General features: G+C 60.6%; 27 protein-coding genes. 14 read left to right on the top strand and 13 right to left on the bottom strand.

Translation table 11 applies throughout. From position 1 onward, the window contains the following. Nucleotides 1-19 precede the first annotated feature (19 nt). The 7 genes from AS189_RS12195 to AS189_RS12165 all read right to left on the bottom strand — a co-directional run bounded on the left by AS189_RS12195 (nucleotide 20) and on the right by AS189_RS12165 (nucleotide 7,634). Nucleotides 20-1,531 carry a sulfatase-like hydrolase/transferase gene (locus AS189_RS12195; protein WP_062289285.1) on the bottom strand — a complete coding sequence of 504 codons (1,512 nt, stop codon included), beginning with the start codon at nucleotides 1,529-1,531 and terminating at the stop codon, nucleotides 20-22. 6 nt (nucleotides 1,532-1,537) lie between these two features. Next, entirely contained in the window at nucleotides 1,538-2,560 is a 1,023-nt protein-coding gene (locus tag AS189_RS12190; RefSeq protein WP_062289261.1) for an aliphatic sulfonate ABC transporter substrate-binding protein, read from the bottom strand. Between the two features lie 147 nt (nucleotides 2,561-2,707). Further along, nucleotides 2,708-3,505 (bottom strand): ABC transporter ATP-binding protein, encoded by a 798-nt coding sequence (locus tag AS189_RS12185; protein ID WP_062289258.1) that lies wholly within the window; start codon nucleotides 3,503-3,505, stop codon nucleotides 2,708-2,710. Between the two features lie 9 nt (nucleotides 3,506-3,514). After that, entirely contained in the window at nucleotides 3,515-4,396 is an 882-nt protein-coding gene (locus AS189_RS12180; protein WP_082634263.1) for an ABC transporter permease, read from the bottom strand. A 306-nt stretch (nucleotides 4,397-4,702) separates the two neighbouring features. After that, nucleotides 4,703-5,869: an ROK family transcriptional regulator gene (locus AS189_RS12175; RefSeq protein ID WP_062289255.1), complete on the bottom strand. Its 1,167-nt coding sequence runs from the start codon at nucleotides 5,867-5,869 to the stop codon at nucleotides 4,703-4,705. A 142-nt stretch (nucleotides 5,870-6,011) separates the two neighbouring features. Then, a complete protein-coding gene (locus AS189_RS12170) occupies nucleotides 6,012-6,620 on the bottom strand; it encodes a phosphoribosylanthranilate isomerase (RefSeq protein ID WP_062289252.1) in 609 nt (202 codons plus the stop codon). Nucleotides 6,621-6,824: 204 nt separating this feature from the next. Beyond that, nucleotides 6,825-7,634 (bottom strand): metal-dependent hydrolase, encoded by an 810-nt coding sequence (locus AS189_RS12165; RefSeq protein ID WP_062289249.1) that lies wholly within the window; start codon nucleotides 7,632-7,634, stop codon nucleotides 6,825-6,827. Between the two features lie 165 nt (nucleotides 7,635-7,799). Here AS189_RS12165 and AS189_RS12160 point away from each other — a divergent pair, with 165 nt between their 5' ends. Further along, entirely contained in the window at nucleotides 7,800-8,015 is a 216-nt protein-coding gene (locus AS189_RS12160) for a hypothetical protein (protein ID WP_062289245.1), read from the top strand. 14 nt (nucleotides 8,016-8,029) lie between these two features. Here the strand turns inward: AS189_RS12160 and AS189_RS12155 are convergent, their stop codons facing one another. Next, nucleotides 8,030-8,707 carry a YceI family protein gene (locus AS189_RS12155; RefSeq protein WP_062289242.1) on the bottom strand — a complete coding sequence of 226 codons (678 nt, stop codon included), beginning with the start codon at nucleotides 8,705-8,707 and terminating at the stop codon, nucleotides 8,030-8,032. Between the two features lie 159 nt (nucleotides 8,708-8,866). Between AS189_RS12155 and AS189_RS20260 the strand changes: the two genes are divergently transcribed. From AS189_RS20260 to AS189_RS12145, 3 genes are all read left to right on the top strand, one after another. Then, entirely contained in the window at nucleotides 8,867-9,031 is a 165-nt protein-coding gene (locus AS189_RS20260; protein ID WP_160320829.1) for a hypothetical protein, read from the top strand. 41 nt (nucleotides 9,032-9,072) lie between these two features. Continuing rightward, nucleotides 9,073-9,303, top strand: a complete 231-nt coding sequence (locus AS189_RS12150; protein WP_062289239.1) for a hypothetical protein — start codon at nucleotides 9,073-9,075, stop codon at nucleotides 9,301-9,303. Between the two features lie 111 nt (nucleotides 9,304-9,414). Then, a complete protein-coding gene (locus tag AS189_RS12145; RefSeq protein ID WP_062289236.1) occupies nucleotides 9,415-9,876 on the top strand; it encodes a helix-turn-helix transcriptional regulator in 462 nt (153 codons plus the stop codon). Here AS189_RS12145 and AS189_RS12140 read toward each other — a convergent pair. Beyond that, nucleotides 9,873-10,637, bottom strand: a complete 765-nt coding sequence (locus AS189_RS12140; protein ID WP_062289233.1) for a DUF427 domain-containing protein — start codon at nucleotides 10,635-10,637, stop codon at nucleotides 9,873-9,875. The genes AS189_RS12145 and AS189_RS12140 overlap by 4 nt on opposite strands. 258 nt (nucleotides 10,638-10,895) lie before the next feature. On the opposite strand from AS189_RS12140, the gene AS189_RS12135 reads away from it, so the two are divergent. The 7 genes from AS189_RS12135 (at nucleotide 10,896) to AS189_RS12110 (ending at nucleotide 16,675) form a co-directional block, all read left to right on the top strand. Further along, complete coding sequence (locus tag AS189_RS12135) at nucleotides 10,896-11,360, top strand: GatB/YqeY domain-containing protein (RefSeq protein ID WP_062293571.1); 465 nt, start codon at nucleotides 10,896-10,898, stop codon at nucleotides 11,358-11,360. Between the two features lie 621 nt (nucleotides 11,361-11,981). Further along, entirely contained in the window at nucleotides 11,982-13,331 is a 1,350-nt protein-coding gene (locus AS189_RS20775; protein ID WP_160320828.1) for a hypothetical protein, read from the top strand. After that, nucleotides 13,328-13,738, top strand: coding sequence for a hypothetical protein (locus tag AS189_RS12125; protein WP_062289228.1), 411 nt, complete (start codon nucleotides 13,328-13,330; stop codon nucleotides 13,736-13,738). Before AS189_RS20775 ends, AS189_RS12125 begins: the two co-directional genes overlap by 4 nt. Before the next feature lie 9 nt (nucleotides 13,739-13,747). Beyond that, nucleotides 13,748-14,248, top strand: a complete 501-nt coding sequence (locus AS189_RS12120; RefSeq protein WP_062289225.1) for a phage tail protein — start codon at nucleotides 13,748-13,750, stop codon at nucleotides 14,246-14,248. 116 nt (nucleotides 14,249-14,364) lie between these two features. Next, nucleotides 14,365-14,733, top strand: a complete 369-nt coding sequence (locus AS189_RS21255; protein WP_424581569.1) for a GNAT family N-acetyltransferase — start codon at nucleotides 14,365-14,367, stop codon at nucleotides 14,731-14,733. 35 nt (nucleotides 14,734-14,768) lie between these two features. Further along, nucleotides 14,769-14,993 carry a hypothetical protein gene (locus tag AS189_RS12115; protein WP_237759834.1) on the top strand — a complete coding sequence of 75 codons (225 nt, stop codon included), beginning with the start codon at nucleotides 14,769-14,771 and terminating at the stop codon, nucleotides 14,991-14,993. A gap of 113 nt (nucleotides 14,994-15,106) precedes the next feature. After that, nucleotides 15,107-16,675: a flotillin family protein gene (locus AS189_RS12110; protein ID WP_062289223.1), complete on the top strand. Its 1,569-nt coding sequence runs from the start codon at nucleotides 15,107-15,109 to the stop codon at nucleotides 16,673-16,675. Between the two features lie 156 nt (nucleotides 16,676-16,831). Here the strand turns inward: AS189_RS12110 and AS189_RS12105 are convergent, their stop codons facing one another. Continuing rightward, nucleotides 16,832-17,851, bottom strand: coding sequence for an isopenicillin N synthase family dioxygenase (locus tag AS189_RS12105; protein WP_062289219.1), 1,020 nt, complete (start codon nucleotides 17,849-17,851; stop codon nucleotides 16,832-16,834). A 276-nt stretch (nucleotides 17,852-18,127) separates the two neighbouring features. Between AS189_RS12105 and AS189_RS12100 the strand changes: the two genes are divergently transcribed. Genes AS189_RS12100 through hrpB form a run of 3 tightly spaced genes read left to right on the top strand, consistent with a single transcriptional unit; the run spans nucleotide 18,128 to nucleotide 21,944 of the window. Next, nucleotides 18,128-18,802 carry an MBL fold metallo-hydrolase gene (locus AS189_RS12100; RefSeq protein WP_062289216.1) on the top strand — a complete coding sequence of 225 codons (675 nt, stop codon included), beginning with the start codon at nucleotides 18,128-18,130 and terminating at the stop codon, nucleotides 18,800-18,802. Between the two features lie 58 nt (nucleotides 18,803-18,860). Continuing rightward, nucleotides 18,861-19,184, top strand: coding sequence for a putative quinol monooxygenase (locus AS189_RS12095; RefSeq protein WP_062289213.1), 324 nt, complete (start codon nucleotides 18,861-18,863; stop codon nucleotides 19,182-19,184). Between the two features lie 6 nt (nucleotides 19,185-19,190). After that, entirely contained in the window at nucleotides 19,191-21,944 is a 2,754-nt protein-coding gene (gene hrpB, locus AS189_RS12090) for an ATP-dependent helicase HrpB (RefSeq protein WP_062289210.1), read from the top strand. A gap of 101 nt (nucleotides 21,945-22,045) precedes the next feature. Here the strand turns inward: hrpB and AS189_RS12085 are convergent, their stop codons facing one another. From AS189_RS12085 to AS189_RS12075, 3 genes are all read right to left on the bottom strand, one after another. Beyond that, complete coding sequence (locus tag AS189_RS12085) at nucleotides 22,046-22,909, bottom strand: SDR family oxidoreductase (RefSeq protein ID WP_062289207.1); 864 nt, start codon at nucleotides 22,907-22,909, stop codon at nucleotides 22,046-22,048. After that, on the bottom strand, nucleotides 22,909-23,472 hold the full coding sequence (locus AS189_RS12080) for a Dps family protein (protein WP_062289204.1): 564 nt from the start codon (nucleotides 23,470-23,472) through the stop codon (nucleotides 22,909-22,911). The genes AS189_RS12085 and AS189_RS12080 overlap by 1 nt, the downstream gene beginning before the upstream one ends. 173 nt (nucleotides 23,473-23,645) lie before the next feature. Further along, nucleotides 23,646-24,266 (bottom strand): L-threonylcarbamoyladenylate synthase, encoded by a 621-nt coding sequence (locus AS189_RS12075; RefSeq protein WP_062293563.1) that lies wholly within the window; start codon nucleotides 24,264-24,266, stop codon nucleotides 23,646-23,648. Nucleotides 24,267-24,421: the final 155 nt, after the last annotated feature.

Raw genomic sequence — 24,421 nt, 5'->3', positions numbered from 1 at the left:
CATCCGTATATGGGTGGGACTACGCAGTGATAAAACGTTCGACGGCGGTGGCCGGGCGGACCCGCTCGTGCTCGGGGATGTCGCCGGCGAAGGCGAGCCACTGGGCAAACTTGTCGCCGCGCTCCACGAGCTGCCGGTACATGGTCCGGCGCATGGTGCTGACCCGTTCGCGGTAGATCGGCACATTGATGACGTTGGTGAGCTCGTCCGGATCGGCGATCATGTCGTAGAACTCATCGATGCCTTCCGGGTTGGCAATGTATTTCACGTCCTTGTTACGGATCATTCGCTGGGCATAAGGGAAGTGGTGGCCGTGAAACTCGCACAGGATGTCCTCACGCCAGCCCTCAACATCCTCCCCGTGAGCCAAGGGGAGCAGGCTGCGGCCGTGGACACCCGATGCATCCGCCCCGGCAATCTCATGGAACGTGGCCGTGAAGTCCAGGAGGCTGATGAAGCGGTCCTCGCGCCGCTCCACCTCACCTGGCAGGGCAAGGATGGCCGGAATTCGGTAAATGTCTTCATACATGGCCGGCCCCTTGTCATTAAGCCGGTGGGCGCCGGTGAACTCGCCGTGATCAGCGGTGAACATGACTGCCGTGTTCTCCGTCAACCCCAATTCGTCCAGGACGTCCAGGATGCGGCCAATTTCGTGGTCGATCATGGACACGTAGCCCCAGTACACGGCCGTGAGCTTTTTCCACTCATCCACTGTGAAGCAGTCAGTTGACCAATATTCCGCATAGGCCTGCTGGACCATGGGCTTACCGTGGAAGGTCTCGGCAAAGGACCCTGGCAGTTCAATGGTGGAGGGGTCCACCATGTCGTACCACTGCTGGGGGATGAGGTACGGCAGGTGAGGGCCAAAGATGTGGCAGGAGAGGAAGAAGGGGGTGCTCTCATCCTTCAGCGCCCCCGCCGCGAACTCCCGAAGCTTGGCAATGGTTTGGTCTGCAAGGAAGGCCTCAAAGGTGGCCTCCGTTGGCTGATCGGTCACACCGGCAATCAGGTGCCCTTGGCTGCCGTCTGCCCTGGTGGTGTAAACAGGGCTGGAGATCCGGAAGTCGGGGAAGTCGTTGGCCGCCAGCCAGTCCTCGTAGCCCGGATCGTCAAAGACGTTCAAGGCGCCGGGGAGGTGAATGCCTTCAAAGCCGTAGTGCTCGGGACCGCGGTCCTTGCCCACGTGCCACTTGCCCACGTGGCCCAGCCGGTACCCCTGCTCCTGCAGGGCGACCGAAAAGGTTGGCAGTCCGTCGGGCAGTTCTTCCCGGTGGCCAGAGTTCCATTCGTAGTTGGCAAGCAGTCCGTGTTCAAACGGTTGCAGGCCTGTGAGCAGGCTGGCGCGCGCAGGTGTGCAAATGGCCGTGGGCGTATAAGCCCGGTCAAAGGTGGTGCCGCGTTCAGCCAACCTGTCGAGGTTGGGCGTGTGTAAGGAGGTGTTGCCGTAGCAACCAAGCGTGTCGATGCGCTGCTGGTCCGTCATGAGGAACAGCATGTTCTGACGCTTGATGGAGTGGTTCGACGTCGACATTGATACTTATACCGTCGGAGTGCTGACGAACAGCTCGGAGTTGTAGAACGTCTTGGGATCGGTGATGGCCTTGATTTTCTCGTCCTTCTTGAACTGCTCCTGCAGGCCGTTGAGCCAGGTGTAGACGGTTCCTTCAGAGGACAGAGTCTCCAGTTCCTTCGAGGTGAACAACTTGGCGACGCTGGCCTGAGCTGCCATGTCCTCGTCCTTGAGTTTGAGGAACTTGGCGGTCAGGGCAATGGTGGTGTCCTGGTTGGCGTGGCGGTAGTCATTGGCGCTCTTGACGACGGAGATGAAGCCCGTAGCTAGGGCCTTGTCCTTCGCGGCGCGTCCCGGTGAGGCCACAAAGGTCGAGGGGAAAGTGAAGGTATCGATGAAGTCTTCGTTGGAGAAGAGCTCCACCAGATCCGGCTGCCCCTTCTTGGCACTGTCAATCAGCGGGTACCAGAGGGCGGCGCCGTCGATCTGTCCTGCGGCGAAAGCAGCAACGATTGCCGGCGGTTCCATGGCCGTGACCTTGAAGTCCTCACGGGTGAGACCCTCCTTGGCCAGAGCCAAGCTGAAGAGCTGATCTCCGGAGGTGCCTGTGGGAACGGCTACCTTCTTACCCTTGAGCTCGGCCAGGGTCTTGATGCCGGGCTGGGCGATGATGCGGTCGGCGTTTGAAACGGAGTTCACGGCCCAGATCTCTGCCTTTCCGGAAGCGGGCAGCCACAGGGCGCCGGAACCGATGTAGACAACATCAACGTTGTTGGTGCCCAGTGCCTGGATAGCCAACGGGCCATTGGTGAAAGGCAGGTACTTGGGCTTCAAACCAGCCTTGGCCCAGTACCCTTCTTGATCGGCAACTGCCATCAGCGCTGCGCCGTTGTAGTCGGCAATGTAGCCAACGTTGATGTCAAGGAGGTCCTTGGCGGCACCTGCGGAGCCGACGTCTTCGGTCTTTGCGCCGCAGGCGGCCAAAAGTGAGATGGCTGCTGCACCCAGGGAAAGCTGGAGCACATTTCGGCGTGAAAAGTTGGTGGTCATGATTTCTCCTAGAAGAGTCTGGCCCAGATTTGGGCAATGATTTGGGCAGTGCATACGAAGGGAATCAGTGCATACGAAGGGAATTGGTACAAGTGGGGCGGCGCAAAGGCAGTCCCCCTAAGGGGCTACCGCTAGAAGTAAGGCGTCCTACTGGTGAGCTTCGGCAACGCCGGGCTGGTGGTAGACCGCTTCCCAGACCTGCGTCCGGAGATGGGCGAACTCATCCGAGAGCCGGATTTCTTCGGTCCGTGGGTAGGGCAGGTCAATTTTGATTTCCTTGAAAATGCGTCCTGGCCTTGCGGCCATAACGATCACCCGGGAAGCGAGGAAGACCGATTCGTCAACGTCGTGCGTGACAAACATGACCGTGCGGCGTTCCTTTGTCCACGTCTGGAGCAGCTGCTCTTGCATGTGGACTCGGGTCAGGGCATCAAGGGCACCAAAGGGCTCATCCATGAGCAGAATCTCCGGATTGACGGCGTAGGCGCGCGCAATGGCGCAACGCTGCTTCATGCCACCGGAGAGCTCTTTGGGAAGGGCTTCAGCGAAACGGTTGAGTCCCACCAGTTCAAGGTAATGATCAACTATCTCGCGGCGTTCCTTGGCCGGGATCTTCTTCAGCTCGAGACCGAACTCAACGTTCTTGCGAACGGTGAGCCACGGGAAGAGCGCGTATTGCTGGAAGATGACCCCGGTGCGAGTACTGGGGCCGTCAACTTCCCGGTCATCGACCATGACGCGGCCGCTGGTGGGGTCAAGGAGCCCAGCGGCGGCGTTGAGCATGGTTGATTTACCGCAGCCGGAGGGGCCCACCACGGTGACAAATTCGCCGTCGGCAATGTCAAGATTAACACCGTCCAATGCGGTGAAAGTGGTGCCGCTGAGTGTAAATTCCTGGCGCAAGTCCTCGAAGCGGATCATGGCCTTTTGTGTTGCAATTGTCATGGTTACTCCTTAGCGGCGTTCTTGCCAGCGGGTCAGGTGGGCTTCAATCATCAGCAAGAGGCGGTCCATGAGGAGGCCCAAGACACCGATAACCAGCACGTTCACCAGGATGGTGGGCATGTCGTAGAACTGCTGTGCTTGCTGCATGCGCATGCCCAAACCGTTGGGAGCGGCGAGGAGCTCAGCGGCCACAACGGTGGCCCAGCCGGCGCCGAGGCCAATGCGCATGCCCACCAGAATGAAGGGTGAGGATGCCGGGACCACAACGCGGCGGAAGATGACCAAGCTATTGGCGCCCAGGACGCGAGCTGCGTTGATGAGGGTCTTGTCGACGCTCACCACGCCTTGGTATGTGGAGATGACGCACGAGAGGAACGCGGCGAGGAAGATGACGAAGATCTTTGGCGTTTCACCGATACCCATGGTGACCATAACAAGTGGAAGCAGAGCCAGCGGGGGAATGGTTCGGAAGAATTGCACCCACGGCTCAATGATGGCGCGGCCCACTTGATACCAGCCCATGAGGAACCCAATGGGAATGGCCAGGAGGCTGCCCAGCAAGAAGCCGCTGAGCACACGGGCAAGAGAAGCACCAGTATCCTCCGCGAGAGTTCCGTCGGCGAGCAGCTCGCCACCACGGACCAGAACCTCAACGGGGCCGGGTAGTCCAACGAGTCCGGCAGCGGAAACAGCCGCCCACCCAACCACTCCGGCCGCTACTGAGGCGACGTTGATGGCGAGAAATGCCTTCCGGCCAAGCTTGCGCCCGCTTGGTTTGCTGGACTTCTTACTTGGTGCCAACGAGCTTGTTTGCAACGCGTCCTTACGCGTCGGTATGCCGCCAGCGGCAGGGGGAATTTCGTTCTGGACGATGGAGTCTTTTGGGGCCATGCGCCAAACTTATGGCATTCATCACATGCTGTCAAGAGTGTTTACATAAGTGCAATAAATCTGTGAGAGATTGTTGCTGTGCTGCATAATATCCGGGCAATATTAAGGCGGACGAACAGCAGGAGGGACAAGAGTGGGGAATTTGTTCTGCCATAGACATTTGGACAGGGGAAACTCGGGCAACGTAAGTTCGGGGGAGCGCAAACTCGGGCAGTGCAGCTATGAGCCAGTGCAGCTATCGGGCGGCGCCGAGAAGCCGACATTCAGAAGAATATCTGGCTGGCAGTGGGCCCAAGTAGCGAGTTGCTAGCCGACGGTGGCCATCGACCAGTGCTTCAAGGCCATCTGCGATGCGCCATCACTGCCAGCGCTAGGCGCAAAGGTGGCTGCACTAATCTCGGTACTCCGCGGCCCGAGGTCCAAGTTCTGCTCGGCGAGTGCTCGCCTGGCAGGTTCGAGGAGGAGTTCACCAAATTGCGAAAGTTCACCGGTGACGACCACGCGACGCGGATCCAGCAGTACGCAGGCACCCATCAAGGCCCTGGCTAGCAGCTCACCGGCCCAGGACACAACATTGATGGCAATTCCGTTGCCTTCCGCGGCTGCCTGCGCCATAGCCTCAATGGACTGGAATGACTGACCCCGATGGGCGGCTTCAACAAGAACATTGGCCTCGTTGATGAAGCTCTCCAGGCAACCATGACGGCCACACCAACAGACTGGTCCTGCAAAATCAACGCTGATGTGCCCCAATTCTCCTGCGATGCCATTGCCGCCTCGCATCAGCGATCCTTGGGAAACAATGGCGGAGCTAATACCCGCAGACAACACCACGTAGAGCAGGTCATCGCTACCCTTCCCATACGCCATGGCAGCCAGCCTGATGTTGTTGTCCCAAAGCATGGGGCCGGGGATCACCTCACGCAGTAACGTCAGGGAAGCTCCCTGCGGATCACTTTGCGGTTCCACCCCGTCTGCTAGTGAATTCGGGTTGGCATGTCGGCTGGCGATACCAACGGCCGTACCGATGACCGTCTCCGTATTGATCCGTCCGTCGGCGATTAGCCGCTTGAGCATGTCCGCTGCCATGGCAACTTTGTCGGGAAGTGACACCGAACTGGAAATTGCACTGAGCTCGCGCACCACTGTGGAACCGTCAAAGCCCGTGACAGAAATGCTGATTCGGCGTCGACCCAGTTCAATGCCCACGGCAGCACCGGCATTGGGGTTGAGGGAAAGGACCTTGGTGGGTCGGCCGCTGCGTCCCCGACCATGGAATTCCGGCTCACTCTCGGTCACCACGCCTCGGAGTCTCAAATCACTGACAATCGCCGAAAGGGTAGTCCGGGAGAGCTTCGTGTCGGTCTCAAGTTCGCGTCTAGTCCGGTTGCCATGGGCCGCCAATGACTCCAATACGCGCAGCTCATGTCGGCGCCGCACAGCCTGCAGCGCACTATCGTCCGGTGTAAGCATGTCCCCCTCATTCCCAGATTAAGTTGCCGGAACCAGACAGTTTTCTAGCCTGTAGTGACCATTATGCAACAGAGTATGACATTTATGTTCAGTCTATTGTCCTTATTGCTCCGCCGGGATAGCTTAGGGCCAGATCAGGTCTCTATTGACGCGCGGCCTTCACGAAATCGCGAATCAAGTGAACGTCCTTGACTCCGCGGCTCGATTCCACACCACTAGAGACGTCCACACCTGCGGGCTTCAGGGCACTGACGGCGGCGGCAACATTGTTGGGGTTGAGACCTCCGGCCAGGAGCCAGAATCCCTGAGGTGTTCCATCAGTGAGCACATCAGCATCAAAAGTGACCCCCGCCCCGGGTTCGACGGCGTCGAGCAGGAGTCGCTCGGAGTCCCAAGCATGCCTTTCATCGGCGGACAGGCCGTTGTAGGCGTCGGCGGAGAAGGCCCGTAGTGACCTAAAACCGGCTTCGTGTACCCAGGCCATGTCGGCCAGGCTCTCATCACCATGCAATTGCACGGTTGACACTGCCGCTTGTCTAGCCATCTCTAGGACGTCATCGATGGGCTGATTCCGGAATACCCCAACGGTTTCAATGCCCTGGGGCACTGCTGTTACTAGCTCGGCGACCAATTCCGGGGCGACGGTCCGCGGGCTTCCCGGTGCAAAGATGAATCCAACGGCGTCAGCACCAGCGTCCACAGCCGCAGCGATGGTTTCGGCCGTTTGCAGGCCACAAATCTTTACGTACATGCCTTGTATTATTCCTCTATCTGGCGTCAATGCCCTGAACTGCCCCTGAAGCCGATGATCCTGCTGCCATGCTAGCGCCCATGTTAACAGTCTTGTTCGCCCAAGGCGCCCTGATGGAACTCAAAGCTGGAATGGGAGAGAGCGGGCTCCCTCTGCAACGCCCCGCACTGATAGCAATCGTGAACTGGAAATAACCAGCAGCGCTTAGGAGAACACAGCGTCGGCAATGGCCCAGATGACGTATCCGCTGATGGGAACCAGCACCAGCCACTCCCGGACGGAGCCGGCATTTCCCAGAATGGGTATGGCGACGTTGCCACTGGGACGCCAGATGGAAGTCACCAAGGGGACCTTGCGCAGCCAACGCGGCGGCTTGATCTTTAGCGGCCACAAGAGGTTACACCCGCCGGTGGTGAGCATGTCGCCGAGAATATGTGCAGCCACGCCCAGACCCATAGCCAGCGGGAACCAATACTCATGCTGCGGCGCAAAGAGCATGACGAAAATACCGACGGCGATCCCCAGCACCCAGGGGAACTTACGCATGGTGTCCGGAATCATTTTCAGTACCTTGCCGGCAAAGGCTGCCAGTAATACCGCCAGCATTCCTGCGCCTGGGAACACGGTGCCGTAGCCGGGGAGTTCAACAGTCCACATTCCGGCCAGCGCAGCGATGGCGACAAAAACGGCCATACCAAGGATCGAATGGGTGCCGTGCCGGTGCCCGCCAGACATTTTGCCGATCTGGATACACAAGATGTTAGAGAGCGGCGGCAGCGAATGGGCGATGGTCGCGTGCCGGTGATCGGCGTCCGGTACCAGCGCAGCTCCTGCGGTCACCAGAGCCCCTGCCACCACGGAGGTGGGCGTCAGATCCATCAGCCCCATGCCAACTGTCAGTGTTTCCGGGAGCACTGGAATCAGCTGCGAGAGTTGGCCAAGTCCCACGTCGAACTGAGTGGTGAGGGCCAGCCAAACGGCAGCACCGGTGGCAGCGTGATGGGGTCCCATCATGAGGGCACGTCCTAGCATTTGTGGGGTCTTCGTTCTGACCCGCAATACGTGGACAAAACCTGCTGTAACAAGCCTATGCCTAGCCACTGACAAAGCTCGACGGCGTGCGGCCCCGGTCACATTTCTGCCGGGGTGCGCCACTGGCCACCGTGCAAGAATTGCTCCATGACCGAGCAGATAACCACAGCTGCGACCGAGTTCCCACGCTCAATCGGCCAACCTGCAATGAGGGCGCTGGCCGACGAGGGCATTACCACCTTTGCCCAGCTCACCACGCGCAGTTCCAAGGCGCTGCTGGCCTTGCATGGTGTGGGGCCCAAATCCATCCGGATATTGGGGGAGGAGCTGGCCACTCGAGGCCTCACATTTGCCAGCGATTAGGCCAGGTTTTTGGGTTACTTCTTAAGCTTCAGCAGCATTTCAACGGCCCCGGAATTCTCCACTTTGACGAAGCCCAGATTTGGGGCGTCAACACCGTAGTCGGAGAACGTGACAGGAATAGTGCCCTGGACCTCGACCCCGTCCGCCGTGGTCTGAACATTCAGCGCAACCTTGACGTCCCGGGTAACACCGGCGATCGAAAGCTGACCCGTTGCCTCGGTGGTTGCGGCGCCTCCGGCGACGGCGCCAATGTCCACGGGCGAGGTTAGCGCGAACGTCGAGGTGGGGAATTCGGAGGTTTTCAGGATTCCCTGAAATTGACTGTCCCGGCTGCTGTTGTCGGTGGTGACGTTGCCCATGTCCACCACGGCCGTTGCGGCGACCAGGCTGGTGCCATCAATGGTTGCCTGCCCCGATACGGCTCCTGTCCGGCCAACCACCGTCACGTCCTGGCCGTTAAGCACTTCCTTGACGCGGTAGCCCGCTTGCGAACCGTCCGAGATGTTCCAGGTGCCGGACAGCTCGGCGGCCGCCATGGTGCCAGCCGGTGTTGCCCCCGGGGTCGGCGATGACAGCGAGAGTTGGTCGGGGGCCTGTTCATTGCCAATCTTGGCGTAAATGGCACTACCGCCCCAGACCGCGCCAAGCGCCACCACCAACAAGATTCCAAAAATCATCAATTTTTTACGCATACCCAGCCCTTTGCGAAACGTTTGTCTAATGGCAAGGAACTATGCCCGAAGAAGCTGCCATTTTCCTGTGATGGCCCCCGAGAGTTCCTTTCGGACGCATGACGGCGACCTGCCGCCAAAAGGGTTCCCTCACCGTTCGGCCAGGAGTAGCGTTGGCACATGAGCCAGGAACCAGTTGAAGAACGCCCGGCACGCGATGGACGCACGGCCGGCAAGCACTCGTCGGTGGAGGACTTCATCAAGCTGATGGTGCCGGAACCAGACTTGCTGGAGGAAGAGACCACCCCGGATCCGGATGTTGAACCGCGTGAGACCGGGGCATAGCAACTCACGTGATATTGCAACTTAGTGATAAGGAATGCCCCATGAACTCCAGTGAGTGGCCGTTGGCTGCCGCCAGCATCCCGGACCCCGAAAATCCAACCCGGCATCCGGATCCGACCCAGCCGCCGAACCCGCCTGCTCCACCTGATCCTTACCGGCCGCCCGAGCCCAACGAGCCCTATCCGCAGCCAGCCCCTCCGGAACCTGTTTTCCCGCCAGATCCCATGAGCCCGCCGGTGCGGCCAACCCCGCGCGAGCCGCCGCACTTCTGACGGGAGAGCTGATCCACCCAGTTCCTGACACCTTGGCCGCGCCAGTAACATCACCGGCCCGGCCCTTGGCAGCCCGCCGGACATGGCCTGCCTGCAAATTCATGGCCAAAAATGGGGCATCCGCCCAATGCCCCCGCCTACGTGGCAGTGTGTTGTTCCGCCCCAGGACGGTTTGACCATTTACGCGGACTGAGTGCCTCCGGGCTGGATCCGGGTCAGTGCCTCCTGGCTGCGGCCGACGCCTACCAGACCTACCTCGAGCCGCGTCCCCAAAGACCCGCACTTCCGGCGGGCACCGCTGCTGCCCGGCTGCGTCCGGAGGTGTCGGCAGGCAGGCTGGCGGAGGCCGCGGTCGAAAGTGTCTTGGTGGCTGCCGGACAGCAGGAGGCACGACGGCGGATCCTGCCGTCCGCCTTGACGGCCAGAGACGTGGAGGTGCTGAGGTTACTCTGCCGTGGGTTGGACAACAGGGCCATTGCTGTGGCGCTGTTCATTGCGCCGAAAACGGCGCGGAACGATGTTGAGCACATTTATGAGAATACGGGAGTCTCCAACCGGGTCAGCGCCGTTTAGTCACCGGGCCGATTCTTGGTGTTGGAGAACATGGAGTGTGGCCGGGGGACTGCCACCCCGTCAACAGTGATGTCAACGGATTCGTTGTAGAACGCGATCCTGTCTTTGATGCGGCCCACAGCCGGGTAGGGGTCCGGGTATGACCAGGCCACGGATGGTGACCCCGGGGCATCCCAGTAGTCCTCGGCGTACCCCTTGTAGGGGCAGTGGCTGCGGTTGTTTCCGGTACTAAGCCGGTCAAGGCGCACGTCGGTGCGTGGCAGGTAATAGCGGGTGGGCAGGTAGGTCTCAAAGAGCAGAACCGGCTCAGTGCTGTCCGCCAGCAGCACGCCACCGAGCGAGACGGTGATGTGGCGGGAGCTGGGGAGGGCCTCAACACGCTTGTGGGGATCACGCGGGTGGCTGTGCACTTCCTCCTCTTCCTCGAGCCACTGGTCGAATGCATCCGGGGTCCAAGTGAACGTGATGCGTCCCTCGAGTTCCGGAGCGTCCCGGAACCAGGCAGCGTTCGGCAGCACTCGGCCCTCTGCGTGTACGTCAAACCATTGGGCCACGGGTCCCTTGGGACCGAAGAATCCAGGGCTGCCGGTGGGAACGTTGCTTGTTGGCACCAGTAGGTCCATCCGGACATCATCCGGGGCAAAGGCATAAACAGGTATGGGGAACTTCTGCTCCCAGAACAACATGGCTGCCGTGCTGTCCACCACGGTTATGCTGCCCACCATGGCGCGCACCCATTTGTCGCTGATTTCGGTTCGCATCCACAACACCTGAATTCTGCTACCTATGGATGAAGAAAAGTCTACGCCGGGTACTAAGGGCGCCATAGCGAAATCATGTTCGACTTCGCGTTCCTAGGATGTCTGGATCCGCAGGAGCACCATGCCAAGGAGGCAGGTGACACCGCTGAACCAGACATCGCCACGGCCGTCACCCCCTGCACGGTGCGGCCAGGTCAGGATGGGATAATTGACGTAGGCGGCCGCGGTTCGGCCGCAATTAACAATTTAAGGGAGCTAATGTCCACGCTCAAGCAACAACTCAAGAGCGACGTCGTCGCGCACATGAAAGCCGGCAACAAAGTTGCCCTGACCACTGTCCGAAACGTTCTCGGAGAGATTGAGACACGCGAAAAGGGCGGCAAGAACCCTGTTGAGTTTGATGATGCCCAGGTCATCACCTTGCTCCAAAAGGAAGCTGCCAAGCGCCATGACACCGCCGGAATTTACACCGAAGCTGGTGAGTCAGACAGAGCCGCGGCAGAACTAGCTGAAGCAGAAGTTATTGAGGCATACCTGCCCAAGGCACTGAATGCTGAAGAAGCTGCTGCAATTGTGGACCGCATCATCAGCGGCCTTGAGGCAGAGCAGGGCGAACTATCAATGCGCCAGATGGGCCTCGCCATGAAGCCGATAACGGCCGAAATTGCTGGCCGATTTGACGGCAAGGCTATCTCAGAAATGGTTCGCAAGCGCCTGCAATAGACCTCTCCGTACAGTTATCAACTGATGTCAATTTATCCGATCGGCTAATTACTGTTAGCCACTTGGGTAATTAAACATTCGCATGATTTATTATCTGGTAAACATCCTGATGGAGCGTCAATAGGATGTGGAGCCCTGCTCGCAGGCCCTCATCACGGGTACGCGAGGTCATCGACTATTAATGCCTGCACTACCTTCACATTGGAGGCCGTGCAGGCATTATTGCGATCTGAGCGGAATTTTCTCCCGCATTTTCGGAAAAAATTTAATACCGTTGGCTGTAATCTTTGAAACAGCTAGTTCGTGCGAGTAATATTGGCCAAGTTATCAGCAATGGGGGATAACTCAATTCAATTGACGGGTTATCCGCTTGGCGGCCCGTCCCTACGCACAAAGGGTCTCATGCCGCCATCATCACAGAACCTCAATAGGCCCCTGCCCCGGGCTCGCAGACGGGCTGCGCCAATACTGGGCACGGCTCTTCTTGTGGCTGTACTAGCCGCCGGATGCACACCTGGAAATGACGCCGCCGCCAGCACAATTTTCGCCTGTCTTGACACTGCCGGCACACTGACGCAGGTTGCGAGTGGCAAATCTTCTGGTGACTGTTCTGACGGCGCCGTGGCAGTCTCCTGGGGAACAAATGCGGCAGCGGCCGTTGACGGCAAGGATGGCGCTGCCGGTACGGACGGACAAGACGGCGCAAATGGCACTCCTGGCGCAACCGGCCCGGCCGGCGCTAAGGGTGCGGCCGGCGTAGAAGGATCCGCTGGCGCTGCTGGAAGTGCTGGCGCCAACGGCGCTGCCGGAGCCAACGGTTCCAAGGGCAACGCTGGGGCCGAAGGCGAACCCGGTGCGGCTGGCGCTGCCGGAGCCAATGGCACTCAAGGTATTGCGGGAGGCAAGGGCGCCACTGGCACAAATGGAGCTGCTGGAGCGAAAGGCGACGCCGGAGCTGCTGGACCTGCTGGAGCCACAGGCACGAAGGGGGACACCGGAACCAATGGCACAGATGGCGCTACCGGATCCATTGGAGCCACCGGCGAGAAGGGCGACACCGGCGCTGCAGGTGCCGCCGGAACCGACGGCTCAGATGGTGCTGCCGGAGCGAAAGGCGAAACTGGCGCCGTCGGACCTGCTGGAGCCACAGGCGCACAAGGTGAGACAGGCCTGCAGGGCGTCCAGGGAAACACCGGGGCCACGGGCGCAACAGGTGCTGCTGGCATTGACGGCAGCAATGGAAAGTCAGTTCTCAGCGGCACGGGTACGCCCGGCGCTGACACCGGATCAGATGGGGACTTCTATCTAGATCTTTCGAGCTACCAAATGTTCGGACCCAAAGCAGGATCCATCTGGCCGTCACGGAGCCAACCCCTTGTTGGCCCGGCAGGCCCCATGGGCCCCCAAGGCCTAGCTGGCGCCGTGGGCGCTACTGGGGAAAAGGGCAACCAAGGCGAACAAGGGTTTATCGGAGCCTCAGGGCTTCAGGGTTTTACTGGCGCAAACGGTACCAACGGAGCCCCGGGACCCCAAGGACCGCAGGGCGCGACGGGACCAATGGGTGCAGCTGGCCCAGCTGGTCCCGCGGGCAGCTCAGGAGCCACCGTGTTCCTCGGCTCTGCAAAGTTCATTGACGCCGCTGACACCACTGGTTTCCTAGCCCTCTCCGGCGGCTCAGCTGTGGTTCCGGCGTTCGCAGATGCTTCGACGATCATGCCGGCGACTGGAACGATCAGCCACCTCAATGTCCAGATCAGCACGGGCGCAAGTGTGAAGGTCACCGTTGTCATCAACGGCGTGCCTTCTGGGGCAAGTTGTGTGGTGACGGCTCCCGCCGTGTCCTGCACGAACCCGGATAGCACAGCGACAATTGCAAAAGATCTTCCCGTGGCGCTCAAAGTGGAAAACCTCAATGGCCAGCCTGTAAGGAATCTGCGCTACTCGATGGCTTTCCAAGGCACGGCCCCATGATCACGAAATCGCAGTTAAGTAGGCGCACGCTGCTGGCTGGGGGTGTGGGGACACTGGCCTTACTGGCTATTGCGCCGCAAATGTCCACAGCAAGCGCTCCGGGCCCGTACGATCTGGCGGCTTGGCTGCCGCTGTTAGGCACAGAAGTCACAGCCGACGGCGGCGCTGTCCTGCGGGTACGAACCGTGGAAGACTTGCGCACGCCAGAGCGGCCTGACGCTTTCGACAGCAACGCGGACCGGTTCCGACTGGTCTTCACCCTTGTCTCCGGGGAAATGACATCTGACTCGATCACCGTGCACCACCCGCAGGCAGGCGAGGTTTCCCTGCTGACCAACCAATTCCAGGACACAGCAGTGGCCTACATCGACCGCAGGGGCGCTTCATTGCTGCCCTTGCAGAATTAGAGACTCTTCATGGATCCATTTCTTGGCGAAATTCGCATGGTTGGTTTCAATTTCGATCCGCGAGGTTGGGCGTTTTGCAATGGGCAACTAATGGCCATTTCGCAGAACACCGCCCTCTTCTCACTTCTCGGGACCATGTATGGTGGCGACGGTCGGACCACGTTTGCACTTCCCGACCTGCGTGGCCGTGTCCCCGTCCATGCAGGTCAAGTCGCAGCCAACGGTCTCACCCGCCATGAGATTGGCGAGACGTTTGGCCAGGAGTATGTGACCCTGACCCCAGGCGAAATGCCCGCGCATGCCAATGGCCTCACTGCCATGGCCTCAGAACAGACCACTGACCGGCCGGGTGCCGGCCTGGCTCCCGCACCCGGCGGCTCGTACGGACCAATCACAAGCACAGTTCCTGGCCAGATGGTGGGTGGAAATCAGCCCCACCTGAACATTCAGCCCAGCCTAGGAGTGAACTTCGTCATTGCTGTGGAGGGCATCTTCCCGTCACGGAACTAGCCTTGCCCAGCAACGTGCGAGTTCGCCGCCCCACAGCCACGGATGCACCCTGGTTGCTGGAACTGTCTTCCGCAGCCGTACCGGGGCGCGAATTCCTGCCTCGGGAGCTGCTGGTTATGCAGGAACAGGCGCAACGCAGTCAGTGGTCCCAGCGATGGGGCAGTGGAGGGGAATCGCTTGTGGAGGTCGACGGCGTTCCTGCCGGCCGAGTGTGGGTGGCGTGGACGCCTTCGGCCCTGAGGATTGTTGAGCTAAGCGTGGCTCCTGCGTTTCGGAGGCATGGTCTGGCGCGCCGAATACTGGCGGATCTGTGCAGTGCTGCGGACACTAGTGGAAATGCTCTGGAGCTAGCAGTCGATGCCGAGAATGTTGTGGCTCGCCATCTCTATGAGAGTCTTGGTTTCCGGACTTGGAACAATCCAGTGCACCAGAACGTCTTTTCACTCACCATGAAACGTACGCCAAAAGAAACGACTACGCCTTGATTCAACTTAAGCAAGACAGCGATGGATACATCCGAATGAGCCGGCATTTCCCTGCCAAGACGCTTATTTCCATCACCTTCAACGATGGCACCACCGGCGAATACACCGGTCAGCGCCTGAACGTGCTTTACGACGAGGCCCTCGCGGCATTCCGGCTCGGAAACAACATGGATGCCAAGGGTTTTAATCGCAACGACCAGCGGATCCATCGGCGCAACGCCGTCGAGCATGTTCTCGTTGAAGCCGGCATGGCGCCGTAACACAGGAGCCCCGTTTCTCCATCATGTGGAGAAACGGGGCTCAGTCCGTAGGATTGAACCCACCAGGCGTGCCGTGGGTCTCAGCATGGCCGCCGCGAACCCCGAAAGGCGTCATGTCTGTATTGACCCTCATTCCCTTGTTCATTGGGCTCGGTGTGCTGGTGGTGCTCATCATCATCGGCGCCGTCATCTCCCGCATGGCACTGCACATTGCCAGTCCCGACCAGGCACTTGTCATTTCCTCCAAGGACAACAAGAGCCAGCCAGATCCCAGCAGCCAGCGCGTGGTGTTCGGCCGGATCTTCATCAATCCGTTCACCCAGCGTGCATACCCGCTCTCGCTCGCGTCACGGCAGGTGGCCCTGAAAATTGAGGCCATCTCGCAGAACGGCATCAAGCTTCACCTGACGGGTGTTGCGCAGGTTAAAGTTGGCGGCGACGCTGATTCTGTCCGAAAGGCAGCCCAGCGTTTCCTCAACCAGCAGGATGCCATCGACCATTACACTCAGGAAACCCTCTCGGGTTCACTGCGTTCCATCGTCGGAACACTGACGGTGGAGTCCATCATCAAGGACCGCGCCACCTTCGCCAAGAGCGTTAAGGAGGAGGCTGAGCACTCCATGCACAACCAGGGCCTGGAGATCGACACCTTCCAGATCCAGTCTGTGGACGACGACTCCGGTTACCTCATCAACCTTGGGCGTCCCGAGGCCGCCTTGGCCGAGAAAAACGCCAAGATTGCCGAAGCCCAGTTCCTGCAGGAAGCAGAGCAGGCCAAGGCCATTGCCGACGAGCAGGTAGCCCTGGCCCAGCAGCAGCTGATCATCAAGCGCGCTGAGCTTAAGGAAGAAGCCGACGCACGTCAGGCCCGCGCCGACGCCGCCGGCCCCCTTGCCGCCGCTGAGCAGCAGGAGCAGGTCATCATCCGTGACCAGCAGGTGGCCCTGCGCCGTGCCGAACTGCGTGAACGGGAGCTGGACACGGAAGTCCGCAAGCCCGCCGACGCCGAGAAGTACCGCCTTATCCAGCAGGCAGACGCCAAACTGGAGGAACGCCGTCGTGCTTCCGAGGCTGCCGAAATCGAAGCAACCGTTGACCTGGCCAAGCGCAAGCTGACAGCTGAGGGCGACAGGGTTGCCGCCGAGGCCGACGCCGCGGCATCCACGGCCCGAGGTAATGCCGAGGCGTCAGTGGTCGAAGCTCGTGGCCGCGCCGATGCAGCTGTCATCAAGTCGCGCGGTCAGGCCGAGGCCGAGTCCACCGAGGCGAAGGGTGTTGCAGAGGCTGCCGGTATTGCCGCCCAGGCTGAAGCTTACGAGAAATTCAATGAGGCCGCTATCCTCAGCAAGGTCCTGGAAGTTCTTCCCGCCATGGCCCGTGAGGTGGCAGCACCCATGGCAGCTATCAAGGAGATGACTGTCATCTCCAACGACGGCGCCAGCCAGTTGAGCAAAAACGTCTCCAATGGCGTCCAGCAGACAACGCAGCTGATCAAGGACTCTACTGGTTTGGACATCATTGGCTTGCTGCAGGGCATGGTCGGGGGAGCGTCCAAGGATTCCTCAGCCGGCGTTGCAAGTGGTCTTCTCAGCGCCGCCAACACGAGTCAGTCACGGTCCAGGCAGTCGGGTGCCGGGCAGTCAAACCACGTTGCCCCGGACCTGGATTCCGAGAACCTCTAGTCACCCTCCCAAACCCGTTTCACTAAAACTGGTTAAATCTAAATGGCGACACCACGGACTGATTGAGCAGCCGCGGTGTCGCCGTTTGTTTTTAGGTGATGACCCATCGTGTGCGGCGGCCATCATGGCCCCCGCTGTGGTCCTGATCCGCCAGCGTTATCCAAGTTCGGGGTAGTGGATGGCCGCCGTCTCCGGGTGGGCGCGCACCCAACCCTTGAGGACGTTGGAGCCGTACGAGGACAGCATGGGATTATCTGGATCGTCGCTGACTCCACGAGCCTCTGCCAAGAGAGCTGGCGGCAGCGGGACGGGTTCGATCACGGAATCCAGGCGTGGTGACCAGAAGAACGGCACCGAGTAGCGGTCCACGCCGGGCGGGGGAGCAGTCACACGGTGGATGGTGGCCATGAGGTATCCATTGGTGGCTACCTCGAGCATTTCACCGAGGTTCACCACGAGGGCGCCAGGAATGGGTTCCACCGGAATCCATTCCTCTTGTCCGTGCGGCTGAACTTCCAAGCCACCCACAGTGTCCTGCAATAGCAAGGTAACAAATCCGTAGTCGGCGTGCGCACCAACACCCTGGGTGCCAGCCTCGGGAACCTGACCGCCAACGTAGTGCACCAACTTGCCCATCCATGCTGGCGAAAAGGTAAACGGCTCGGCTAAGTAGTTCTCCGGCAGGCCCAGGGCGACGCTGATGCCCTCCAAAAGGTCAACGCCAATCCGCGCCATCAGCGCAGTCCACTGCAAAGCCCTGCGCTCTAGTTCGGGGTATTGATCCGGCCACTGGTTGTGCCCCTGCAAACGCAGAAAGAGCTGGTCATCCGGAACATCGATCAGGGGCTCGCGATCGGGGCCGAAGTCGATCTGCTCACGGGAGTCCGCACGGCCCCGGGTAATTTCCTTGCCCAGTCGCGTGTACCCGCGGAACTGGGCGGAGGTCCGGTTATCCAGCTCCAGCCGCTGCTCCAGCGGCAAGCGGAAGAACCCTGCCACCGTCTCCAATAATTCCTCAACTTGGCCATCAGCGGCGCCGTAATTGATGATCTGGAAGAAGCCCACATTGTGTGCAGCATCGCGCAGCGAGTCGATGAAATCCATGTTGAAGAAGCCGTCCGAGTTGCGGGCGGTGGAAAGGTCTAGAACCGGGACTGATGTGCGTGTTGTGCTCATGTCTCCAGCCTGAACTCTTCGAACTCAAAAGCGAAGTAATATTTCTAATTGTTGCGTCATAAACTTGCTTCATGCCAATCGTATGGATCTCAGATGTTCGGCAACATGGCTATCCACGACGTCTTGGGTGAATCAAATGCCCAATATTCGCCTTTTTGCTCCCTTTAGTTCTGTCAATTCCCAAAATCAGAACAATCAGAGCCCTATGGCTTCCCGTGGCACGGGACTTGCTGACACACACAGCCGGACCCCCTTGACAGCGGCTAGGCTCCTGTTATGACTGCTGACACCTCACTGCTCCATGATCTTCCCGCCCACACAGTACGCCGGGCCGTGGTCTCGGCCATGGCAAACAACGTGTACCTGATTACCTCCAAAACCACCGGCGCACAGATCCTCATTGACGCCGCGGATGACCTTCCGGCCATCAATGCCCTGCTTCAAGATGCAGCCGGCGACGCCGACGCCCCCACGTCGTTGGCCATGATCGCCACCACCCACCAGCACTGGGACCACGTCCGGGCACTGTCCGCCCTATGCGCCCAAACCGGCGTAGCCACGGCAGCTGGCGAGGACGACATTGCCGGTATTACCGAGCAGGCAGGAGTTCACACGGATCTTGCACTGGTCCATGGCGGGACACTCTCCGTTGCTGGCATTGAGCTGGAAACCGTGCACTTGCGCGGCCACACACCCGGCTCCATGGCCTACGTGCTGGCGCCGGCAGCGGATGTTTCAGCCATCATTTTCAGCGGTGATTCACTGTTTCCCGGCGGTGTTGGCAATACCGAAGAAGATCCAGCGCGGTTCGCCTCCCTCCTGAACGATGTCGAAGAGCGCCTGTTCAACGTCTATCCCGAGGACACATTGGTTTTACCGGGCCACGGCGACGGGACCACACTGGGCACCGAACGCCCATCCTTACCGCAGTGGCGTGAGCGCGGCTGGTAGCAGCCACCCATGCGCTTGATCATGCACCCTGCCACCTTCCAGGAGATAGGCTAGAGGCATGTACTTCATTGTTGTTAAATTCCAAGTAAAACCCGAAGCTACCGCAACGTTCATGGACCTTGTGACCCCCTACACCGAAGCAACACGCGCCGAATCCGGCAACCTCTGGTTCGATTGGTCACGCAGCGTGGTCGACCCGAACGAGTTTGTCCTCGTTGAAGCGTTCCTAGACGACGATGCCGCCGGCAAGCACGTCAACAGCGATCACTTCAAGAACGGCCTGGAAACCATGCGCCCGGCCCTCGTTTCCACCCCCAAGATCATCTCCCGCAAGGTTGATGGCAGCGATTGGGACGACATGGGCGAACTGCAGATCGGCTGATTTTCCATGTCAATTCCCGCCCCGGACCAAATCCCAGGCGGAGCCTTCAATATTGCCGCGATCGGGCAGGGGCTGGTCTTTGCCCAGTCACTGCCCGAACTGGCCCGCATCCTCATGGGCGTCGGGCCGCAGGGCGCCAGCCAAGACAAAGCCAGCCAAGGCAGTGCCGAGTCAGAGAGAGTCGAGCCAGAGAGTGTCGCCGCTGTGGTCCAGGCGCCTCCCGGAACCGGTAAAACCACGCTGGTGCCTCCCTTGGCAGCCAACGCCCTCGGCGCCACATCCACTCATCGAATTCTGGTGACCCAGCCTCGCCGAGTGGCCGTCCGTTCGGCGGCCCGGCGCCTGGCGTCCCTTGATGGCACTGCCCTAGGTAGCAAAGTTGGCTACACGGTGCGCGGTGAGAGCCACACCGGCGCCGAGACCATCATCGAATTCCTCACCCCTGGAATCCTCTTGCGCCGCCTCTTGCGCGACCCCGGGCTGGATGGTGTGGCCGCCGTGGTCCTTGATGAGGTCCACGAACGCGGCCTCGACACAGATATCCTGCTGGGGCTGCTGGGCGAAGTCCGGCAGTTGCGCAGCGACCTCACACTGATAGCCATGTCTGCCACCTTGGACGCTCCCCGCTTTGCCATTCTCTTGGCTGCGGACGACGCCGGGTCCCCGGCTCCCGTGGTTGACTGTCCCTCTGCCCTGTTCCCCCTGGAAATCAAGTGGGCACCACCAGCCCAGCCGCGCATGGACCAGCGTGGAATCACGCGCGCATTTTTGAACCACGTAGCCGATACCGCTGCCGCAGCCCACGCCGCAGCCGTCGGCACAGACCCCTCCGTTGACGCGCTGGTGTTTGCCCCCGGTGCCTGGGAGGTTTCCTATATTGCATCCCGGCTGCGCTCGGCGGCCCCAGATTCCGGGCCGGGGTCTTCCAGGCCGGCAGCAGAGGTTCTGGAACTGCACGGACAAGTCTCCGCCCGCGAGCAAGACCGCGCCGTATCTGCGCGCGAGCCCGGCGGGCTGCCGCGCATCATCGTCTCCACGTCCCTTGCGGAATCCTCATTGACGGTCCCCGGCGTCCGTTTGGTGGTGGATTCTGGCCTATCACGGGAACCCCGACGCGATAGTGTTCGGGGCATGAGCGGTCTGGTCACTGTCTCCACTTCGCGCGCCTCGGCAGAGCAGCGTGCTGGCCGTGCCGCTCGGCTCGGGCCCGGAACCGTTGTGCGCTGTTATGACCAAAAGACCTTCGCGGCAGCCCCAGCGCACCCCATGCCTGAAATTGCTGTTGCCGACCTCAGCGGGGCCGCCCTGCTGTTGGCCTGCTGGGGCGCACCCGGGGGAGCGGGTCTGCGTCTACCCGATGCGCCGCCTGCCCCCGCCATGGCCGCAGCCGTGGAAGTCCTGTCTGAGCTGGGCGCCCTCGATGCCACAGGTCACGCCACGGCGCTGGGCAGAACACTGGCTGACATTCCAGCTGACCCCCGTTTGGCACGTGCCCTGCTCGACGGCGCACCCGTGGTGGGTGCCAAGGTGGCCGCAGAAATTGTGGCCCTTGTTTCCGGTGATGGCAGGGCCCCCGGCGCCGATCTCACCGCGCTACTTTCCGCCATGCGCGCGGGCCGGGATCCGGGGGCGCGCCGTTGGTCCCAGGAAGTGCGCAGGCTTGAGCAGCTTGTCCGCAGAGACGCCCGCAGCGCCGCACACTCCACAACCAGCACAACTCTCACCACTGGCACTTCTCTTGGTTTGGGGTCGGCGACGGTGGGGCCAGCCGATGTGGTGGGGTTCGTCGTCGGACTCGCCTTCCCGGACCGGGTAGCCCGGCTGGTGGCTAACGCACCCGGACAGCAGTACCTGCTCTCATCCGGCACTCGTGCTGGCTTGCCGGCAGGTAGTCCATTGGCCGGTCACGAATGGTTGGCTGTCGCTGAGGTCTCCCGCGCTGAAGGTCGCGATGCTGCCGGTACCGGTGCCATCATCCGTTCCGCAGCACCCTTGGATCAGCACCATGCGGAGCGCGTCGGAGCACACATGCTCCAGGACTCGGTGGTTGCCACCTTCGGCAACGGCAAGGTGACTGCGCGGCGAGAACGTAGGCTCGGCGCCATCGTCTTACTGTCGACGCCCGCAAAGGCAACCCCTGAGCAGGGCCGGGAAGCAGTGGCGCACGCGCTGGCTCAGGACGGGCTCGGGCTGCTCAGATGGAGCGGATCCGCGGATGCGCTACGGCGACGCCTGGCGCTGCTGCATCGCGAGTTGGGGCAGCCATGGCCTGATGTCAGCGATGCTGCACTGCTGGCCACATTGCCACAATGGCTGGGGCCCGAACTGGAATCCGTCGCGGCCGGCAAAGCGCTTTCTGCACTGTCGCTCACCGATCCACTGCGCCGCCTGCTGCCTTGGCCCGAAGCCACCAGGCTGGCGGAGCTGGCGCCGGAAACTCTGGCCGTCCCCAGCGGCTCGAACATCCGGATTGATTACCCGGAAGTGTCCGACGGCGGCCCTCCCGTGGCCGCTGTTAAGCTGCAGGAATGCTTTGGGCTGGCCGAGACTCCCCGTTTGGTCAATGGCCGGGTTCGAGTGCTGTTCCATTTGCTCTCACCCGCCCGCAGACCGCTTGCCGTCACGGATGATCTGAGCTCATTCTGGAGCGGACCCTACTCCCAGGTCCGGGCAGAGATGCGCGGGCGCTACCCGAAGCATCCCTGGCCCGAGGATCCCTGGAGCGCGCCGGCCACAGCCAAACTCAAGAAGTGGATGTAGCCTCTACCGGCGGTGCAGCTCCCCTCGCGGGCAGTAAGATTTCTGCGGCCGCGGACGGCCTATGAAATCCATCCCCGCTCCGGGGAGCTGTACCGCCGGTCTTAGGGTCTGGGTTGCGCCTGGCTGGTCCCATTCGCTGTTGCCACTCGCCAGTTGTTGCTGGTGAGGTGCGAGCTGGCTTGGGCTCCCATTTCCGCCATTCCGCCGTCCACCTCCCAGCTGGCCCCGGTCACGTAACTTGCCGCGGGGGAGGCCAGGAAGACGATCACATTAGCCACTTCCTCGGCAGTGCCACCGTAACCCAGCGGGATTCCCGGGCGAGGGATCTGGTGCGGGTGCCGGGTTTCAGTTTCGGGAAGGTGCGTGGCGATCTCGCCCGGTGCCACGGCGTTGACGTTGATACCGTGGCCGGCAAGTTCCACAGCGAGCGTTTTGGTCAGACCATCCAAACCATATTTCGAAGCGCAATACGCCCCATACCCAAAACGTGGCTGGTGGGCATGAATGCTTGTCACCACCACAATCCGGCCACCGGCACCGCCTGCAATGAGAAGTTTCGCGGCTGCCTGCAGGCACAGGAAGGCCCCATTGAGATTGGTGTCCAGAATTCGCTGCCACTCGTGCAACTCGGTGTCTACCACCGATTTATTCAGCCCGATTCCTACGTTGTTCACGAACACACCCAGTGACCCCAACGACTCACTCAGGCCAGTGATTGCCGGTGCACAGCTGGCCGAATCAGTGGTGTCCAGCCACAGTAATACTCCACGCTGACCCAGATCCTCAATACTCTTGAGAGTATGAGCCGCGCCAGCTTCGTCGTCGTGCCATGTGAAGCCAACATCAAAACCGGCGCGGGCCAAGGCAATGGCTGTGGCCTTGCCGATGCCCCTGTCGGCGCCCGTGACAATCGCTGTGCGCGGATAGTCTGCCAGGGCGCCTTGGACAGGGGCTTGTCCTGGCACTACTTGGATGCCTTGGATGCTGCCGAGCGTTCGGTCTTGCTCCCTGCGGTGGTGAGGTCTCCGGCGTCGTCCTCTAGATGTGCACGCATGAACCACTGGAACAATTCCAACTTGGCGCACTGGCCGATGATCATGTCCTCGGTGATCGGGTCCAGATCACCAACTTCTGCAAGGACCTTGCGGTGGCTCTTCAGGAATCCGGTGTAGACAATGTCCAATGCCGCCAGATGAGCCGAGGTATGCGCACGCCCAATGGAGTAATCGTCCCAAGGGCGGGCGGTCACCAGCGCACCCGGGAGTCCGTTGGGGGAGACACCCAACGTGGCAATACGTTCAGCTGTTTCATCGATCATGGCCCGGACCAGGTCAATCTGCGGATCCAGCATCTCGTGGACGCTGATGAAATCCCTGCCAACCACGTTCCAGTGCGCGTGTTTGAGCGTCAATTGGAGATCATTCAGGGCATGTAGGCGCAACTGGAGCAAGGTGGCGACCTTGTGTCCGTCCTGCAGTGACATGCCTGGAACTGTGTATCCTGCGTGGGCTGTCCTCTTGGTGACCATTAAAACTCCCTCGAATCAGATGTGCTTGTGCTTGTTCCTATCAAGTTCAAACTGCATTTTCTTTCGTGCGTGGCGGGTTCGAAAATCGATCCGCCTAGCCACTCACAGGCTAACCACAAAGGGCCCGAAGTTCTAGAGCCACTGAGTTTTTGCGAGATTACTCGGAACAGCGTTTATTCGAAGCGGCTAGGATCGCCCATGCCGCGGCGAACCACTTCCGCGTAGCCGCTGGAGAAGTCCACCACTGTGGTGGGCTCGGCGCCGACATCACCGGAATCAATGACCGCATCCACCACGTGGTCCAACGCTTCCTTGATTTCCCAGCCTTGTGTGAGCGGCTCTTCCTCGTCGGGGAGCAGGAGTGTGCTGGAGAGCATGGGTTCACCGAGCTCTTCGAGGATGTCGTGGATCAAGCGGCTGTCAGGGATACGGACTCCCACTGTTCTCTTCTTCGGGTGTGCCAGCCGCTTGGGTACTTCCGGCGTGGCCGGCAGGATGAAGGTGTAGGGCCCAGGGGTGACTGCCTTGATGCTGCGGAAAATATCGTTGTCGACCATAACGAACTGGCCCAGCTGGGCAAAGTCCTTGCAGACCAGTGTGAAGTGGTGATGCTTATCCAGCTGGCGAATGGTCCGGATACGGTCCAGAGCCTCGCGGTTCCCCAGTTGCGCACCCAGTGCATAACAGGAATCCGTGGGGTAGGCGATCAGTCCGCCGGACTGCAGAATAGCCACGATCTGGCTGACGGAACGCGCCTGCGGATCGTGCGGGTGAATGTCGAAGAATTTAGCCATGACCCGAGCATACGACTCAACGGCCCGCGGCGCCGCCATTACTAAGGTTTCATGCGTCCACTTTCAGCTAACTCCCATTTTTTAGGAGGACGCTGGAGAATAACTGTGCCGCGGATCGTTGACTGAACCGGTTGACCGAGGCCCGGCGTAGTCCA

Origin of the sequence: Arthrobacter alpinus, assembly GCF_001445575.1 — a bacterium.
GTDB classification, from domain to species: Bacteria; Actinomycetota; Actinomycetes; order Actinomycetales; family Micrococcaceae; genus Specibacter; species Specibacter alpinus_C.
The sequence above is the reverse complement of the archived record's forward strand: the minus strand, read 5'-3'. Positions and strand labels throughout refer to the sequence as shown.